This window comes from Bartonella sp. B35(2025) (assembly GCF_053794465.1).
Genome location: NZ_CP200035.1, coordinates 331,424 through 349,338, shown reverse-complemented (window position 1 = coordinate 349,338; position 17,915 = coordinate 331,424). Strand labels below are relative to the sequence as shown.

The window sequence follows — 17,915 nt, the reverse complement described above, 5'->3', positions numbered from 1 at the left end:
TGCAAAAAAGATTTGTGTAAATAACCAAATTTCCTATAATTTCGGGAATTTACAAAAAAATAATAAATAAAATTTGGAGAATAATTCTTAAGTGTTCAAAAAAATTTGTTTTTTCGGGCTACCCTGCTGATGTTATAATAATCGTGATAATAAATTATGTGATGAGTCTATCCATAGTTAACAGTTGTAATTTTTTTTTATAACTGACATAAATGATCTCTTCTATTAAAAGAGAAATTTACGCTTAACTGGTAAATAAGATACTGTCAGTATATTTAAGAGCATTAAGTATTAAGGTTTGAATATTATCAAAAAACGGGCTGATGTATTATACAAACTTTATCTCATATTTCGTATTTTCTGTATCATCCAATGATATCAACATACTAAACAGGGTGTACAATATTTTCATTACTATAAGCCCAATTTCTAATTTTTGAGACTTCTCAATCAATCTGTTAGTATTGTTTTCTAAATTATAAGAAAAAAGGATTTAAATTCACGATATAGCAGCTGTTTTCAGTACAAAATCTGTATTTTTACCAATTCTTTCGTTTTTGATAACACTCTTTATATTTTCATAATACCTTTGGAAGATTACCACTCATCGCTGCTTTTGTTATCAGCCAATGGCGATGCAGTAATGGTAAGGTTGCATTCTCTTGAAAAAGAGCTGTTCCCAGCTGTACCGCTTTTTGAAGAGATGCTGGCATAACTGCTAAAGGAAGAAATGCTGGTTTAAGTAGCTTAGGTAAAGTTATAAAATAGTTGTAAAATTTTGTATAATGATCTCGTGATAATGCTACCATAGCTTCAACAATGTAGCGCTTTTTTTCATCATTGACACGGTTAGACTCTAATTCTTCCCTATCTACCCCTACAGCCTTTAACATATCAGTAGGTAAATAATATTGGTATCGTGGTTGCATAAATGACAAAAGACGCAACACACCGCTTAGTGCTTGAGTAATTCCTCCATGTTTACAAGCATTTGTAAAATTTTGTGTAGTATCAGAATCTAATATCTGACAAGAAAGCTGTAAAATTATACTCGCTGTTTCACTACAATAAGTTTCAAGATCATGAATAGTTGCTATAGGATTATGGTAAAGATTTAAAATCTGCGCTTCACAATAACGCAAAAAAGCTTTCTTAGGTAAGTTAAAGTGAGTAATTGCCATAAATAAATCATTTAAAATTGGATTGCTGTCACCGTTTTTTATATCAGCATTCATTATAGAATCATGCCACCAGCGTAATCGTATCTCACCAATAAGGGGATCATGTACACTTTCATCAATACGAGAAATTTCTGCATTAAAAGCATAAAGAGCAGCTAGCGCTCTTCGTTTCTTTTTAGGAGCAAATAAAACCGATATGTAGCGATCACGATCTGTAGCACGTAAAATATCAAGACAATAAGGAAGAAAATTTATCATTCTACCGTACTTATTAACCTCTTTTTTATAATTAATATTTGATTTATTTATATTTTTTTAATATAAAGAAACAAAATTAGGGAAGCAATATTCTCAAACTTGCTTTGTCAGCATATTATAGATGAAAAATTCCTTTTTGAACCATCTTAATACTCCCAGCTATTTTCATTTCTAAAAAAGCGAAATCTTTCAAAAATCTCTCTTACTTCTCATAGTAATTGTTAGATTTCAACACAAACTAGCCTTTAATATCTTTATAGGTTCATGACATTAAAAATACCTTTAAATAATAGTAACGCACCCTTAAATAATACTCCTTGAAACAATACGGTGCATCTGAGTAAAATGAGTTTTTTGGGGTATTAAATAGATCAACAATATATTTTTATAAAAAGTTTAAAATATTTATATCAAACAGCTATTTTCTAACCTACCTTATTCTCTTTAAAAGTTCTGTTAGATTAAAAACAACCAGTCTTTAAAAAAAACTAAAATACTTTTAATCCTTTTTGCAAAAAAAGAACAGCATTGTGAAAACAAAAACTACATAAACTTTATTCACCTGAGACATATTATGTCTAAAAATCAAATATAATAAATAATCCATGTTTTTCTGCCATATTTATGTATTAAATAATACAACTTGTTAGTGCTATTTCAATATGCTTTACCATTTTAATGGTATCACTTTTTTCTCCTGTAACTTGAAGAAATAATATTATCCCAATACAATAAACTAAGTAATTCAACACTGAAACACTTACTTTTCAAGATAAAAATAAGCTAATACCATTATCTTTCTCGCTTATCTAATTAATAACTTTGATGGTTGCATATTTTTAAATATATATCTTTACATGTGAATACCTTTAAAAGCCTCTGTTGATTTATGTTCAATTATATCTCATTCAACTTAATTTTGAGTTTTTCAATTTTAAGTTAGTGTGGATTTTTTAGTACTTAAAATCATTATATACAGATTAAATAATGTCAGAGATCAGCTTGAACGCTTAAGATAATGTGGTTGACTTTGAATACTTTGGTAAACCCCTTATTGAAAGTACTATAAGTGCTCAGATCGATCCAAAGGGTAATATTTATCGTTTTATTATGTAGTTATATTCAAGATTCTTGTCTTGCAATTTTTGTATAATCTTTTTTTCTCAAGCAGAGTTTAGATATTGAATCGTTTTTCTTTCATACAGTTTTTAAATCTTTACCTTTGTGACAAGATTCTTAATATCAAGATGATCTAACTATATCATACACAATCTTTTGATATAGATATTATAAATAGACTGTTTAGTTATTTTAACCAGCGCATTAAGAATGCTCAGTTATCTGACCATAAGTGGATAAATTATTAATACAATCAGTGTTATCATTCTACACCACAAGAATAATAACGATGAGAAAATAGACCTGAAAACAGTTAAAATATAATCAGGCATAATCTAAAAAGGTCTTTAGAAATGCCCAACAGGCAAGGAAATTTCTGTCATTTAATCCACATGGTATATTGATAAAAGAGAGAAATGCAAGTGCTCCTCTTATAATCGATAGATTCATCAATAAAACTGAGATAATAAATTTTCATTCCACATTTGATAAGAAAGATACAAGAAATAGGTTGCACCTTTTCTAGCATCATCACTATATATGTGGTATTAAATGGATCTATACCTGAAGCTGTAAAAAAGCAAAGCATATCATAAAGCTTGCAGAATGATTCTATCTGTTCTATTCATTCATGAACGGATCATAAGAAAAAATACAATGCCAAACCAAACCCAATATACAATCTCATATGAAGAACTTTTAACCTTCTATCAAGAAAGTGGTGCTGATGCTGTACTGACTGATGTACCCATTAACCACTTTAGTCAAATTTTTTCTTCAGAAAAAAAATTAGAACAGATAACTGACATTTCCCATCATCAACAAATATCATCAACCACAAATCAACATAGTTATCCACCGTATAACTCTGATACTACGCAGCACACACTCTCAGCTATAGAGATGGCAAAAAATGCGAATACACTTGATGAATTAAAATCTGCCCTTCTTGCTTTTAATGACTGTTCACTAAAATTAACAGCTAAAAATACCTGTTTTGCGGATGGAACAGCAGGAAGCCCGCTTATGCTCATCGGAGAAGCACCAGGACGTGAAGAAGATATCCAAGGTGTTCCCTTCGTAGGAAAGGCAGGTATATTGCTTAATAAAATACTAGCAGCAATCGGTCTAACAAGACAAAATGTTTACATAACCAATACCATTCCATGGCGACCACCGGGAAATCGTACACCAACACCAAGAGAAATTGCCTTATGCCGTCCTTTTGTTGAACGACATATTCAACTGGCTAACCCTCGTATCCTCATAGCATTAGGGGGAATCGCTACGCAATTTTTTACTGGAAATCAAAATGGTATTATTCGAACGAGAGGCAAATGGCTTACTTATGTAGAGGAAGGAGGAATAAAAATACCCGTTATGCCAACCTTTCACCCTGCATATCTTTTAAGAACCCCTAGTCAGAAAAAACTTACATGGATAGACTTTTTAGAAGTAAAAAACCGCCTTAATAGCCTTTTGTAATTCCTTAATTTTTCTTCTCTTCAAGATGTAAGAACATCTTTGATCATCTGTATTCTGAAATTATAGTCAGGAAAAAATTATGAAACAACCAACAATGCCCATTTATCGTCTGGAAGATTATAAGCCAACCCCCTACACTATCCCTAGAACAGAGCTTCACTTCTGTTTAGAACCAACAAAAACTCGTGTAGTAGCAACATTGTTGATTGAAACACATCAAAATACAAGAGAGATGACACCTCTTATTCTTTCTGGCGATGATCTTAAATTAATTTCTGTTGCCATTAATGGCGAAACGTTAGCTCAAAATGCCTATAAAAGTACTCCTTCACTTCTAGAAATTATAACCCCACCAACACCCCCTTTTACATTGCAATTGGTCACAGAATTGAATCCCAAAAATAACCGTCAACTTATGGGTCTTTATCTTTCAAATGACGTCTATTGTACACAATGTGAAGCGGAAGGCTTTCGCCGTATTACTTATTTTTATGATCGCCCAGATGTTCTTTCTACCTATACAGTAAAAATTGAAGCAGACTCTCAGACAATCCCTATTTTACTTTCCAATGGAAACCTTGTTGAAACAGGAATTCTTGACGGTAACCGTCATTTTGCTATTTGGGAAGATCCTTATCCAAAACCATCTTATCTATTTGCTTTAGTCGGCGGTAACCTGGATAAGTTAGAAGATCATTTTATCACTAAATCTGGCAGACGAGTCAAACTTTGTATCTATGTAGAAAAGGGAAAAGCTAAACGAGCAATCTACGCAATGGATGCACTTAAACGTTCTATGCGCTGGGATGAACAGTGTTTTGGACGTGAATATGATCTTGATATTTTTAATATTGTTGCTGTTTCTGACTTTAATATGGGTGCAATGGAAAACAAAGGACTCAATATCTTTAATGATAAATATGTTCTTGCAAATCCTGAAACAGCAACTGACTATGATTATAGAAATATTGAACGCGTTATTGCACATGAATATTTTCATAATTGGACTGGTAATCGTATTACCTGTCGTGATTGGTTTCAACTTTGTTTAAAAGAAGGATTAACGGTTTACCGTGATCAGGAATTTTCTTCAGATCAAAATATACGCAGCTTACAGAGAATTGAAGATATAAAAACATTAAAAGCTACACAGTTTGTCGAAGATGCTGGCCCACTTGCTCACCCTGTACGCCCTCATGAATACAGTCAAATTAATAATTTTTATACCGCAACTGTTTACGAAAAAGGAGCTGAAGTAGTTCGTATGATGCGAACTATCTTGGGCTCTTCTTTGTTTCGTAAAGGTATGGATCTCTATTTTCAACGCCATGATGGGCAAGCTTGCACGATTGAAGATTTTATCTCATGCTTTGCTGAAGTCTCGGGAAAAGACTTCTCACAATTCATGTTGTGGTATGAACAATCAGGTACACCTAATGTGGAAATCGATACCCATTATAGCGATGGTGTATTAACAATTCATGCAAAACAGCATATTCCAGCAACACCACGACAACACATAAAAAAGCCTATGGTTATCCCCATTGCGTTTGGACTTTTAGGACATAATGGAGAGCCCTTAATCTATGAAGCTGATAAAGAAATTCAATCAGATGTTATGCTTTTATCTAAGGAAACTCAAACTTTCACATTAAGAGGACTACGCGAAAAACCTGTTTTATCCTTACTGCGAGATTTTTCTGCACCCATAGCTCTAAAAGCTCCACTCAAAGAAAGTGAACTTATCTTTCTTGCTCAAAATGATAGCAATCAAATCAATCGTTGGCAATCACTTAACCATTTGATGACACAAGCTCTGATTCAGGCTATTCAAGATAAAACACAAACAGCAAAAGCTATGCCTTCTGTTTTGCTCCAATTGATTGCAACTATTATTACAGATGAAAGACTTGAGCCTGAGTTTCGCGCATTTTGCTTAACTTTACCTAGTGAAATTGAGCTAGCTCACGCTATTGGTGAAAATGTTGATCCAGATCGTATCCACTATATACGAAATCAATTTTTAGCTTCTATTGCACACACTCATCAAGAGCTCTTAACAAAAATTTATGCACAAATGCAGATCGAAGAGCCTTATTCACCAAATACTGAACAAATTGGTAAACGAGCATTGCGGAATATTATTCTAGAGTATCTTGCTATTGCTGAAGATGAACCAAACCGTGCTGCTACACAATACGCAGTAGCCGATAATATGACTGACAAAATGGCTAGTATAATCACTTTATTGCGATACTTTAACAAAAGTGAGCAAACACAAAGTGCATTAAATGATTTTGAAAAAAGGTATCAATATGATCCCTTGATTATGGACAAGTGGTTCTCTATTCAAGCGATGGTTGCAGGAGCATCAACACTTGATCATGTACAAAAACTTATGCAACATCCGCTTTTTTCACAAGATAATCCAAATCGTGTGCGTGCTTTAATTGGTGTCTTTGCATCTCATAATCTAACAGGCTTTAACAGAATTGATGGTGCCTCTTATTATTTTCTTTGCCAAATCATTTTAGAAATTGACAAAAAAAATCCACAACTCGCTTCACGATTACTAACAATGATGCGTTCTTGGCGACAATTAGAGCCTATTCGGCAACAAAAACTTGAAACTGCACTAAAAACAATCGAAGCAGCTCCTAAATTATCAAGCGATGTAGCAGATATTATAAATCGTATACTTACTTAAAATAAAAAGTATTTATAATCAAAATATTATAGTATTGCATTATAAAACGAATTAGCTCCTCAGTAACAATAGCCCATCAACAGGTTTAAATTATTTGTTGATGGACTGATTATTAAAATTTCTTTTTATTTCTGTATGCCGTTATCAAAAAGTAAAATTACTTTTTTAAAAAAAAGACTGGACAGAAGACTCCTGTTTTGATTCATTGCACCTAAGAGGTTATTATGAATATCGAAGCAGTTTTTCAGTCAAATTATTCCATAATTAGGGGAACTAAAAATGGCTAAATTGGACGCATATAATGCGCCAACAGAGATGCATGTCGCTTCCAAACCAAGCACTCAAAATAATAAAGTGCGAACAGCATATGCCAATCTACTTTCTGGTTTCACCTATCAAAAACTTTTATTTATCGAACCTTGGCTGCGACGCTTTATTCCATTTATAATTGTTGTATTCCTTATCGTGCTAGCAGTAACTCGTTTCGTATCAATCTATGATTGGCGTCACACAATTAATAAAAATACACGCTCTACAATTACTCTCTTAGCTAATCATATTACCAGTATCATTGATCGTGATCTACTAACTGCCAATCAGCAAGGAAAATCTGCTATTTTGTCTCATAATCATTTGCAAAATATTCTTACCAATCTTCGCAATCAAGGTCTCATCAATACCAGCACTGTTATCGCTATAGTAGATCAAAAAGGAAATATTCTAGCATCATCCAGTTCAGAAATAATCTTAGGAAAATCCTTACAAAATTTTACTTCCGAAAGTGCTGCCTTGCAAGCTCTCAAAAATGATGCTGAAACAATACAGATTACAATAGGAAAAGATGACCCCGCTCTTGCTTCATTTAGAAAAACAGAAAATAGGCAATATGGAGTATTTATTAGTGAAAAAATACAGCATGCCTACATGAAATGGCATAAAATTTTCTTGTTAAATATAACCCTACTCATAGGAACTACCGGCGTCATTTTGGTTCTTCTCTACGCTTATTATAGCCAAATTATACGAGCACGCAATACAAATACGGTTTCAGAAAAAATGCAAAGCCGCATTGATATGGCAATGATGCGTGGACGCTGTGGGTTATGGGATTGGAATATAGCAAGCGGACGTGTATATTGGTCACGAGCAATGTATGAAATGCTTGGTTATGTACCTCAAGATGCATTACTATCAATTTCCCAAATCGCTACTGTTATTAATCCGAATGATACTAATTTTTTTGATCTTGCTCAGGAATTAATGAGCGGTAAAAAAAAGCATATTGATATTAACGTTCCCATGCGTCATGCAGATGGTCATTATATATGGATGCGCATTCGTGCCGAAGTTACTGAAGAAGAAGAACCCCATTTGGTTGGTATTTCCTTTGATATCAGTGAGCAACGTCAATTTGCCGAACAAACAGTGCAAGCTGACCTTCGTATTCGTGATGCTATTGAAAATATTTCAGAATCTTTTGTATTATGGGATTCAGAAGAACGTTTAGTGATGTCCAATAGTAAATTTTGTGAATATGCAGCTATCCCTAAACAAGCTCTACAATCAGGTATTCAGCGTGCAACCATTGAAGCTATGACTCGCCCTGCGATTAGTGAATATCTCCTCAAAGATGATGGTACTGGTAACCTAACCAGTATTCGCAAAATTGCAGATGGCCGTTGGCTTAAAATTAATGAACGGCGTACCCAAGATGGAGGTTTTGTCTGTATTGGCACTGATATTTCTGAATTTAAACAACAACAAGAAAAATTTAAAGATAGTGAAAGGCGCTTTTTTTCTTTCATTCAAGAACTTAAAATTGCACGAGGCAATGCTCAGCAACGTGCAACAGAAGTTGAAAAACTTAACAAAAGCTTGAAAGAAGAAAAAGAGCGAGCTGAAAGTGCTAACAAAGCTAAATCAGAATTTTTAGCCAATATATCTCATGAATTACGCACTCCACTTAATGCCATTCTTGGTTTTTCAGACATCATGTTGCAAGCCACATTTGGCCCTCTTGGTTCACAACGCTACAAAGAGTATATGCAAGATATTTATAACTCAGGAACTCATCTTTTAGCTCTTATCAATGATATCCTTGATATGTCCAAAATCGAAGCAGGAAGATTTACCCTTGATTTTAAAAATATTGATCTTGAACCTATCATCAGTGAAACAATACGAACATTTACACCACAAGCTCAAGAAAAAAATATTTCTGTTACAGCTAATATTGCTTCAAAACTTCATGCCGAAGTTGACTGTAGAGCCATGAGACAAATTTTTCTTAACCTCATCTCTAATGCTATTAAATTTACACCTTCCAGTGGTAATATTGATATCTATGCTGCCCAGAAAAAAAATAATTTTGTTTTTAAAATTAAGGATACAGGGGTTGGTATTCCTCAATCAGCAATTAAAAAACTTGGCCAGCCTTTTGAGCAAGTCGAAAATCAATTTACTAAAACTCATACCGGTTCTGGTCTTGGATTAGCCATCTCACGCTCTCTGTTAAAATTACACAAAGGAAAACTTGAAATTACCTCTAAAGAAATGAAAGGTACAACTGTAACAATTATAATGCCAATCCAACAAAATAAATCTTTAAAAAATACATAACCATTCTCATTGTAAAAATATTTGTTATTATTGACTCTCAAAATAATAACTTACAATTGGACTAAATTAGCTTACTTCTAAGCACTATAGTCAGTTGTAACTTGATATATAAATTTAATATCTGAAACGCTAATATTATAAACAAAAGCCACAGAAAAATTTTATAAAAATAATAAAAAAATATTACTCAAAAACAAGATTTTTAAACCATTGAATCCTGAAATAAACTAAAATTTATAAATTATACTAACACAGCAATTATTAATTTTGTTGTTAATTTTAATCTTCTCAAGCTCAAATATCTTCTTAGAAAAATCTAAATAATAATATTTTGCATGCATAATAACATCTATTGGTCACTAAAAATCAACATTACCACCAGCAGTATAGGAAATCATTATCCTTTTCTTACCCTACCATAAATCAGAAAAATGAACTTCTCCACTTGTTGTATCAACTGACCTTTCATAAATATTTCGAAACCATATATAAACAATGTTATCTCACAATATAAATTATCATACAGCCAAAAACAAAATCAGCTTATACCCGCATAGCGCTAAAGCTTGCGTTTTAAATATAATACATATTTCTAAAAAATGCCGCTACAGTACCTTCTCAATACTCTTCTTTAATTTATGCTCAACGAATTAATATATTTTGTTCCCTTTTAATTAAACCATACCACATTCATATCAATACCTATAATAAGCTCATTATCAGCGTCAGTATTGAAGCCTACAAAAACACTATCTACGAAACTAGAAAATTTAGGCAACAGCTCTTTCTAACCAAATTCCATCCACCTTACACTCTCATCTTCTAAGTAACTTAAGTAGTCTTACCTTTAAAAAGCTTCCAAAGTAAAATATTATTCAAGAAAAGCAGGAGTTATAGCAGCAGATACTTGCCGTTCAGAAACTGTAATATATGCTATCTATATTATAGAAAATGAAATTAAAATAGATATTCTGATTAAATATTTTGTAAGCATCACTACTTTCAAAAAAAATAATGTAACATACAATGATAGGTGATTTTATATTTTTTCAAACAACTTGTAGTAAAAATGATATGATTATGAAAAAATAAAATCTCGATCAAAAAATCTAAACAGATTTTAACAAACCATATTTATATAAATTATTTAGTTTTTCGTTTCTCATCTAATATAATCATCATTATTACCAACTCATTGCTCGGCAATATGTAAATGATTATAAAATCATTTTTTTAAAAAATTAGATTTTTTAATGTAATTAATAAATCTTATATTATCATACATATAAGAAAAGATGATAAATAATATTATTCATTTAAAAATAGCACAAGATTCATTTAAATTTTTTGAATGATCAATAACATTTAATAAGCTAGTACAAAAACTATTTTAACCGATACAAGAAACAAATCAATAGCAGTTCTTAGCCATCTGTTTCACAGAAACACATAATTAAATAAAACATTTAAAAAAATCAGCAAATAGATTAAGGGTTAATAAAATGATTACAATATACTAAAATAATGTAAAAAATTATATCTATATAAATAGAATTTCTTAAAAAGATAAATTATATCATTATTATTAAAAACTATATTTAAAATAACTCACTTAACTTACTATTTTATTAATACATTATACCTATATCTTATATATTTTTATTTATATATACTTCTGTAATATTTTATCTATTGACTATATAAAACTCTCCTTGTAATCAATCTTCCATCACCTGCACGAAAATTGAACGCACTAATTGCCTCGTTTCCTCAATAAGTTCTTCAACACGAGATAAATCAGGTTCCCCAACACTGTTCAACAAAAGATCACTTAATCCAGGTGGCATATCATTAGGATTGAGAATATCATTTAAGCAAAGTCTTATAATTTGACTCAAATTTGTATATAAATCATAAGCATAATGTAAATCTGAAATAGATGATTGATTAAGAAAGTTTTTTGGTAAACGAGCTAAAATATCAGCTGTAGTCTCTCCAATTTTAAACTCAATTACATGAGTAATAAGAGCAAATTGAGCAATAAATTCCAGATCCATAATACCACCTGGCATAATTTTCAAATCCCATAAATTTTCTGAAGGTTTTTCCTTTTCAATCAAAGTACGCATTTTACGTACTGCTTTTGCGACATCCTTCTTATTACGAGAACAAGCAATAATTGTACAAATTTCATTTTCCAACTTTTGTAAAAAATCAGGATCTCCAGCGATACCCCGTGCCCGTGTTAAGGCAAGATGTTCCCATATCCACGCCTCTTTGTGATAATATTTTTTAAAAAATTGAAAAGAAACAGCAACAGCTCCCTTATTGCCTAATGGTCGTAATCTAAGATCAACTGCATAAAGGATACCTTGATTTGTAAGAGTAGACAAAGCTGCAACTATACGCTGTGTCAAACGGGTATAATACTGAGAAACATAGAGAGGCTTTTCTCCATCAGATATTTCTGCATCTTCATCATGTTCATAAAGAAAAATAAGATCAATATCCGAACCAGCAGTTAATTCATGGCTGCCAAGTTTACCCATACCCAGTATACCGATACGCCCACCTTTAATACAACCATGGAGACGAGAAAATTCTTCTTTAACTACAGCAAGTACTTTTGCAATCATAAGATCTGCAAGCGCAGTAAATGCCAAACCTGCTTTATCTCCCTTAATTGCACCATTCAAAATCTGAATACCAATTAAAAAACGTTGTTCATCAGCAAAAACCCTTAAGTGATTAAGAATTTCTTCATAAGAAATCACGCCTTCAAGAAAATATTTTTGCCGATTTTCTAGGTAAGTCTTTGTTGGTAATTTTGAAAAAATTATTGGATCTAACATCGCATCAAAAACATGTGGTTTACGCGTAATAATTTCTGCAAGACGTGGAGCAGCCCCCATAATAAGCACCAACATATCCAAAAGAGATGGATTAGACTGCAATAGACTAAAAAGTTGAATTCCAGAAGGTAAACCCTGTAAAAAACTATCAAAACACAACATTGCTTCATCTGCCCGTTTGGTAGCACCAAAAGCTTTCAAAAGTGCTGGAGTCAATTCCGTTAACCTCTCACGTGCTTCAGCAGATTGGGTGGCTTTATAACGCCCACAATGCAATGTCCGCATAATGCGACAAATATCACTTGCCCTTTCAAAACCTAAACGATTTAATGTTATCAGTGTCTCTGGATCATCTTCTTCACCTGTAAAGACCAAATTACCAATTTCTAAGCCAAGTTCTTGCTCATTCTCAAATAGTGCTGCATAATGTTTTTCAACAACCTGCAATGTTTGTAACAAATCGTTAATAAAGCAACTAGTATCTTGATATCCCATTAAATATGCAACGCTCATGAATTGACAAACATCATTTGGTAGAAGATGCGTTTGCTCATCTGCAAGCATTTGAATACGATGTTCCACATTTCGTAAAAAAGCATAACTTTTTATAAGGTTATCTCTTGTTTCCTCACTAATCCAATCCAGAATGTGTAATTCTGCTAACATTGCAACTGTCTTACGCCCACGTAATTGAGGAAAACGTCCCCCAGCAATTAGTTGTTGTGTTTGAACGAAAAACTCAATCTCACGAATACCACCTCTTCCCAATTTTACATTATGGCCATAAGCAGAAATTTGACCATAATTTTTATATGCATGAATTTGGCGTTTGATTGAATGAATATCAGCAATAGCAGCGTAATCTAAATATTTTCGCCAAACATAAGGAGAAAGCTCTTTAAGAACGTTAAAACCAGCTTTTTTATCACCAGCTACTGGACGTGCTTTAATCATGGCAGCTCGCTCCCAATTTTGCCCACGCCCCTCATAATAACGTAATGCAGTCCTGACCGGTAGAGCCAAAGGAGTTGAAGCTGGATCTGGTCGAAGACGAAAATCGAGACGAAAAACATATCCCTCCGCAGTACGCTCTTGAATGATGCGAATCAATCGACGTACCATTTTAGAGAATACATCGATACTCTCATGGAGATTACCAATATGTGGTGATATTTCATCAATAAAAACAATAAGATCAATATCAGAAGAATAATTAAGTTCTTCTGCTCCTAATTTCCCCATACCTAAAATGATTAAACCACAATCTTTTTCTGGATCATCACGGCTAGACAAACTTATTTTGCCATGATCATGCGCCTCTCTTAAAAGAAAACGTAAAGCTACACCTAATACCACTTCACCTAGGCGCGTCAACCAAGCACATGAAACTTCGTAAGTAAAAACACCACCCAAATCAGCCAGTGCAATAAGAGTGTGCGCTTCTCGTTTTTTGTGTCTCAAATCTGCCATCAATGAAGCTTCATGAATAGATTCATTCTTATCGATGGCTGCAATATCATTTATAATTTCGCTCAGCCTTGTTTCTATATCAACATTCAATAAAGGACTGAGATACGATGGATTAGCGATTAAAACCTCTCGCAAAAAAGGTGATAAGGTCATAATCGAATTTATAAAATTGATTTGCTCTCCCTTGTCTAAAATATAGGAAACAAGCGATTCTAGATTTTCTTTTCTTGCTTGTTTTTCAATATCCTTAAGCCATTGAGAACCACTCTCATCAAGGGGACGTAAAGGGAGAAGCTTTGTTTTTAAAAAAGCATTTTTCATCTATTCTCCCTTAAAAAAACATTCTATTATGTTAAAATTCGAAGAAATAAATAACCATACATGTGTAAAAACAAAAAAATAAAGAAAACGTACCTTTAAGGAAATAATAAAATAGCTCTAAGCCCTGGATTTGCATCTTCAAGTAATAATTCACCTCCATGAAGTTTCATAACAGCTTTTGCTATACTTAAACCAATCCCAAAACCAGGATGTGTACGACTTTCTTCAAGACGAACAAACCGTTCTGTTACTTTTTCACGTTTATCTTCTGCAATTCCTGGACCATTATCACTGACAACAACCAACAAATGTTCATCGTGATATTCCATCGATAAGTAAACTTCTGCCTTTCTTTTACCTTTAGAGGCATATTTAATTGCATTATCAACAAGATTAAAAATTGATTGTGCAATAAGCTCACGATTCAACTTAATCTTTTTATCAAATGTATTTCCTAACTGAAGTATAACACCCGATTCTTCAGCAAAAGGCTCATAAAGCTCAACTGCATCTTCAAGAATTAACCTCATATTCATAATCTCAAGATGCTCAATTTCTCTGCTGGCTTCAATACGAGAAATCATTAAAATAGCATTAAAAGTACGAATAAGCTGGTCTGCTTCAGCGATAACACCATCAAGTGCTTGCCGATATTCAAGTACTGTTTTTTCACCCGAAAGCGCTTCTTCAGCACGATTTCTAAGACGTGTCAATGGTGTCTTAAGGTCATGAGCAATATTATCTGATACTTGATGTAAACCAACATTTAATTCTTCAATACAATCTAACATAACATTAAGATTAGCTGATAATCTATCAAATTCATCACCTACTCCAGAAACAGGCAAACGCCCGCTAAAATCACCTTTCATCAAACGTTTGGATGCATCTGTTACATGATCAATCCTCTGTAATGCCCGTCTTCCAACAAAAAACCATATTAATAAAGCTCCCCCAACCATTGCTGCAAGAGCGATCATTACTGCTTTACGAATAACTGCTACAAAACGTTCTGCTTCATCTAAATCACGTCCTATAAGAATTTTCATAGCATTAGGTAAATTAACAATAATTGCTAAAGCACGATGTTCACTTGTTTGTCCATGTTCTCCAAAACGAGAATATAAAAAAGAACTAGAGAGAAAATCACTATGATTCAGAAGACCAGGCTCAATACGCGCAACATTCCCTGCCAACACACGTCCCATAGGATCAGTAACAAGATAAAGGAACGCTCCAGGTTGTCGTGAACGATAATCAATAGTGCGCATTAACAAAGGTAATCCACCGTAATGATAAGCGCTTTCAATACGCCTTAGCTCTTCACGTAAAGCCTGTTCAGTTTGCTTTGTTAATAACGAAGCAGAAAACGCCGTCATATAAATAGAAAGCCCTGTTGCGACTAATCCAAACAGTAAAATATAAAGTGCTGAAAGCCTTAGCGCAGTTGTGCGCATCATATTGATCAAACGATTCATACTTTGTTATCTGGTACTTTCAGCACATACCCAGCTCCACGTACAGTATGGAGAAGAGGAATATCGAAATCTTTTTCAATTTTTGCTCTTAAACGAGATATGTGAACATCAATCACATTTGTTTGCGGATCAAAATGATAATCCCAAACATTTTCCAAAAGCATAGTTCGTGTAACAACTTGACCAGCGTATCGCATCAAATATTCTAATAAACGAAACTCTCGTGGTTGTAACATGATATTCTTGCCACCACGTTTCACTGTATGTGCTAACCGATCAAGTTCAAGATTCCCCACACAATAAATAGTTTCTGCTTCTTTAGGATTTTTACGCCGATGCAACACTTCAACACGGGCAAGCAGTTCAGAAAAAGCATAAGGCTTTGTCAAATAATCATCACCCCCTGCACGCAAACCTGTTACACGATCATTAACTTGCCCCAAAGCTGAAAGAATGAGAGCTGGTGTTTCATTGCCTTTAGCACGCAACTCAGCAATAATAGAAAGACCATCACGATGCAGAAGCATCCGATCAACAACCATAACATCATAATTTTCTGTATCAGCTAAAATATATCCAGTATCTCCATCATATGCAACATCAGCAGAATGTCCTGCCTCAAAAAAAGCTTTTTCGAGATAACGCCCCGTCTCACGATCATCTTCGATAATGAGTATCTTCATAAAACGTATCTCCGTTGTTTTATCAAATCAAGCTGTAAGATAGAGGTTTTATAAACCTCCATCTTACTATTCAAATATCATTTTTTGAAAATTGGAAGAGCAACAAAACGATTCTGATCATTTGTGCGCACTTGTAGGAGAATAGAATTTCGTCCAAGCTTTTGTGCATGCTTAATTGTATCGGTAATATCAGATATCTTTTTAACAGGTTTATTATTAACCGTCATAATCACATCTCCAGGGTATATTCCCTTATCTGCAGCCTCTGAATCTGGATCTACATCAGTTACAACCAATCCTAAACCATCATCAGCAAGAGTAACAATCAAACCATAATCTTCCAATATTTCGTCAGAATTTCTGTGTTTATTTGAATGTTTTGAACCATCTTTCATATCTTCATCTTCAGGCATTGAATCAAGTTTAACTTTAATATTTTCTTCTTTGCCAGATCTCCAGATACCTATAGTTGCTGTTTCTCCTGGTTTAATAGTTGCAATACGCTTTGCTAGATCACGGACATCATTAATCTTTTCACCATTTACTGAAATAATTACATCACCTACCTTGATACCAGCTTTTGATGCTGGTCCCTTCAATGGATCAGTAATCAAAGCACCTTTAGCCTCTTTCAAACCAATTGAGTCAGAAATTTCCTTAGTTACAGGCTGAATCTGAACTCCAAGCCAACCCCGTTGAACTGAACCTTTTTCAATCAGCTCTTTTACAACTTGTTTTGCTATCACTGCCGGAATAGCAAAAGCAATCCCAACATTTCCTCCAGAAGGAGAAAAAATTGCTGTATTAACTCCAACAACCTTTCCATTAAGGTCAAAGGTTGGACCACCAGAATTTCCTCTATTAACAGCAGCATCAATTTGAATAAAATCATCATAAATACCAGTACCAATCTCACGTCCACGTGCCGAAACGATACCTGCTGTCACAGTTCCACCAAGACCAAATGGATTACCGATAGCAACAACCCAATCACCAATATGTAGCTTTGAATCATCACCAAACTCAACATATGAAAATTTTCTTTCATCATTTACTTTTAATACTGCAAGGTCAGTTCTTTGATCCGTTCCAATAAGCTTTGCATTCAGTTCTGTGCCGTCATCAAGAACAACAACATAATTCGTTCTGTCAGCAATCACATGATTATTGGTAACAATATAACCATCAGACGAAATAAAAAAGCCCGACCCAAAAGCTACAGGACGAAGTCTCTGTGAACGCGGTAAAGGCTTGTTACTAGGATGATGACGATCATAAAATTCTTTAAAAAACCTTTTCAATGGATGTTGTTCTGGCAATTGGTCAATACCTGGACTGCTAAAAAAATTGCTAAAAAACCGCTCTTCTTTCTTTTTTTTGCTCTTCACCTGCACCGAAACAACAGCAGGTTTTACTTGAGCAACAATATCTGCAAATCCTGGCTGTTTCACTAACGAAGTAAATACAGAATTTGCATGAGCTTCTGTTATCCATAAGCTTGATCCACATCCACTAAAAAACAGTGCACTCTCCAAAACCGCAGAAAAACTTACTGCGACTAATGTTGTAAAGAAAGTTTTTTGAATCATTTTGTATGTGCTCCTATTCAGTAATATTTTTATCTCAGTTTTACTCAGTTATAAAATAGTGAACCTTACCGTTTTCTGTCTAAATTATTAAAGTTTCGTAAGATTAAATAAAAAATAATTATAATCACAAATAAAACTAATCATTGATTTAGA

At 33.5% G+C, this 17,915-nt stretch carries 8 protein-coding genes; 3 read left to right on the top strand and 5 right to left on the bottom strand.

Annotated elements, in window-relative coordinates:
- Positions 1 to 578: 578 nt before the first annotated feature.
- Entirely contained in the window at positions 579 to 1,439 is an 861-nt protein-coding gene (locus V4P56_RS01360; protein ID WP_455482308.1) for a phytoene/squalene synthase family protein, read from the bottom strand.
- 1,776 nt (positions 1,440 to 3,215) lie between these two features.
- On the opposite strand from V4P56_RS01360, the gene V4P56_RS01355 reads away from it, so the two are divergent.
- From V4P56_RS01355 to V4P56_RS01345, 3 genes are all read left to right on the top strand, one after another.
- The gene (locus V4P56_RS01355) at positions 3,216 to 4,043 is read left to right on the top strand and encodes a uracil-DNA glycosylase (RefSeq protein ID WP_455482307.1); all 828 of its coding nucleotides are present in this window, start codon (positions 3,216 to 3,218) and stop codon (positions 4,041 to 4,043) included.
- A gap of 79 nt (positions 4,044 to 4,122) precedes the next feature.
- Positions 4,123 to 6,750, top strand: a complete 2,628-nt coding sequence (gene pepN, locus V4P56_RS01350; RefSeq protein WP_455482306.1) for an aminopeptidase N — start codon at positions 4,123 to 4,125, stop codon at positions 6,748 to 6,750.
- Between the two features lie 279 nt (positions 6,751 to 7,029).
- Positions 7,030 to 9,369 carry an ATP-binding protein gene (locus V4P56_RS01345; protein WP_455482305.1) on the top strand — a complete coding sequence of 780 codons (2,340 nt, stop codon included), beginning with the start codon at positions 7,030 to 7,032 and terminating at the stop codon, positions 9,367 to 9,369.
- A 1,718-nt stretch (positions 9,370 to 11,087) separates the two neighbouring features.
- On the opposite strand, the gene V4P56_RS01340 is transcribed toward V4P56_RS01345, so the two are convergent.
- The 4 genes from V4P56_RS01340 to V4P56_RS01325 all read right to left on the bottom strand — a co-directional run bounded on the left by V4P56_RS01340 (position 11,088) and on the right by V4P56_RS01325 (position 17,762).
- Positions 11,088 to 14,012 (bottom strand): bifunctional [glutamine synthetase] adenylyltransferase/[glutamine synthetase]-adenylyl-L-tyrosine phosphorylase, encoded by a 2,925-nt coding sequence (locus V4P56_RS01340; protein WP_455482304.1) that lies wholly within the window; start codon positions 14,010 to 14,012, stop codon positions 11,088 to 11,090.
- Positions 14,013 to 14,107: 95 nt separating this feature from the next.
- Positions 14,108 to 15,490: a sensor histidine kinase gene (locus tag V4P56_RS01335; RefSeq protein ID WP_455482303.1), complete on the bottom strand. Its 1,383-nt coding sequence runs from the start codon at positions 15,488 to 15,490 to the stop codon at positions 14,108 to 14,110.
- On the bottom strand, positions 15,487 to 16,173 hold the full coding sequence (locus tag V4P56_RS01330) for a winged helix-turn-helix domain-containing protein (RefSeq protein WP_455482302.1): 687 nt from the start codon (positions 16,171 to 16,173) through the stop codon (positions 15,487 to 15,489). The genes V4P56_RS01335 and V4P56_RS01330 overlap by 4 nt, the downstream gene beginning before the upstream one ends.
- 77 nt (positions 16,174 to 16,250) lie before the next feature.
- Positions 16,251 to 17,762 (bottom strand): Do family serine endopeptidase, encoded by a 1,512-nt coding sequence (locus V4P56_RS01325; protein ID WP_455482301.1) that lies wholly within the window; start codon positions 17,760 to 17,762, stop codon positions 16,251 to 16,253.
- Positions 17,763 to 17,915: the final 153 nt, after the last annotated feature.

Bases quoted from the DNA above. Each gene is read 5' to 3' on its own strand.
- V4P56_RS01355 (WP_455482307.1), top strand. From the start codon at position 3,216: ATGCCAAACCAAACCCAATATACAATCTCATATGAAGAACTTTTAACC.
- V4P56_RS01335 (WP_455482303.1), bottom strand. From the start codon at position 15,490: ATGAATCGTTTGATCAATATGATGCGCACAACTGCGCTAAGGCTTTCA.
- V4P56_RS01340 (WP_455482304.1), bottom strand. From the start codon at position 14,012: ATGAAAAATGCTTTTTTAAAAACAAAGCTTCTCCCTTTACGTCCCCTT.
- V4P56_RS01345 (WP_455482305.1), top strand. From the start codon at position 7,030: ATGGCTAAATTGGACGCATATAATGCGCCAACAGAGATGCATGTCGCT.
- V4P56_RS01330 (WP_455482302.1), bottom strand. From the start codon at position 16,173: ATGAAGATACTCATTATCGAAGATGATCGTGAGACGGGGCGTTATCTC.
- V4P56_RS01360 (WP_455482308.1), bottom strand. From the start codon at position 1,439: ATGATAAATTTTCTTCCTTATTGTCTTGATATTTTACGTGCTACAGAT.
- V4P56_RS01325 (WP_455482301.1), bottom strand. From the start codon at position 17,762: ATGATTCAAAAAACTTTCTTTACAACATTAGTCGCAGTAAGTTTTTCT.
- pepN (WP_455482306.1), top strand. From the start codon at position 4,123: ATGAAACAACCAACAATGCCCATTTATCGTCTGGAAGATTATAAGCCA.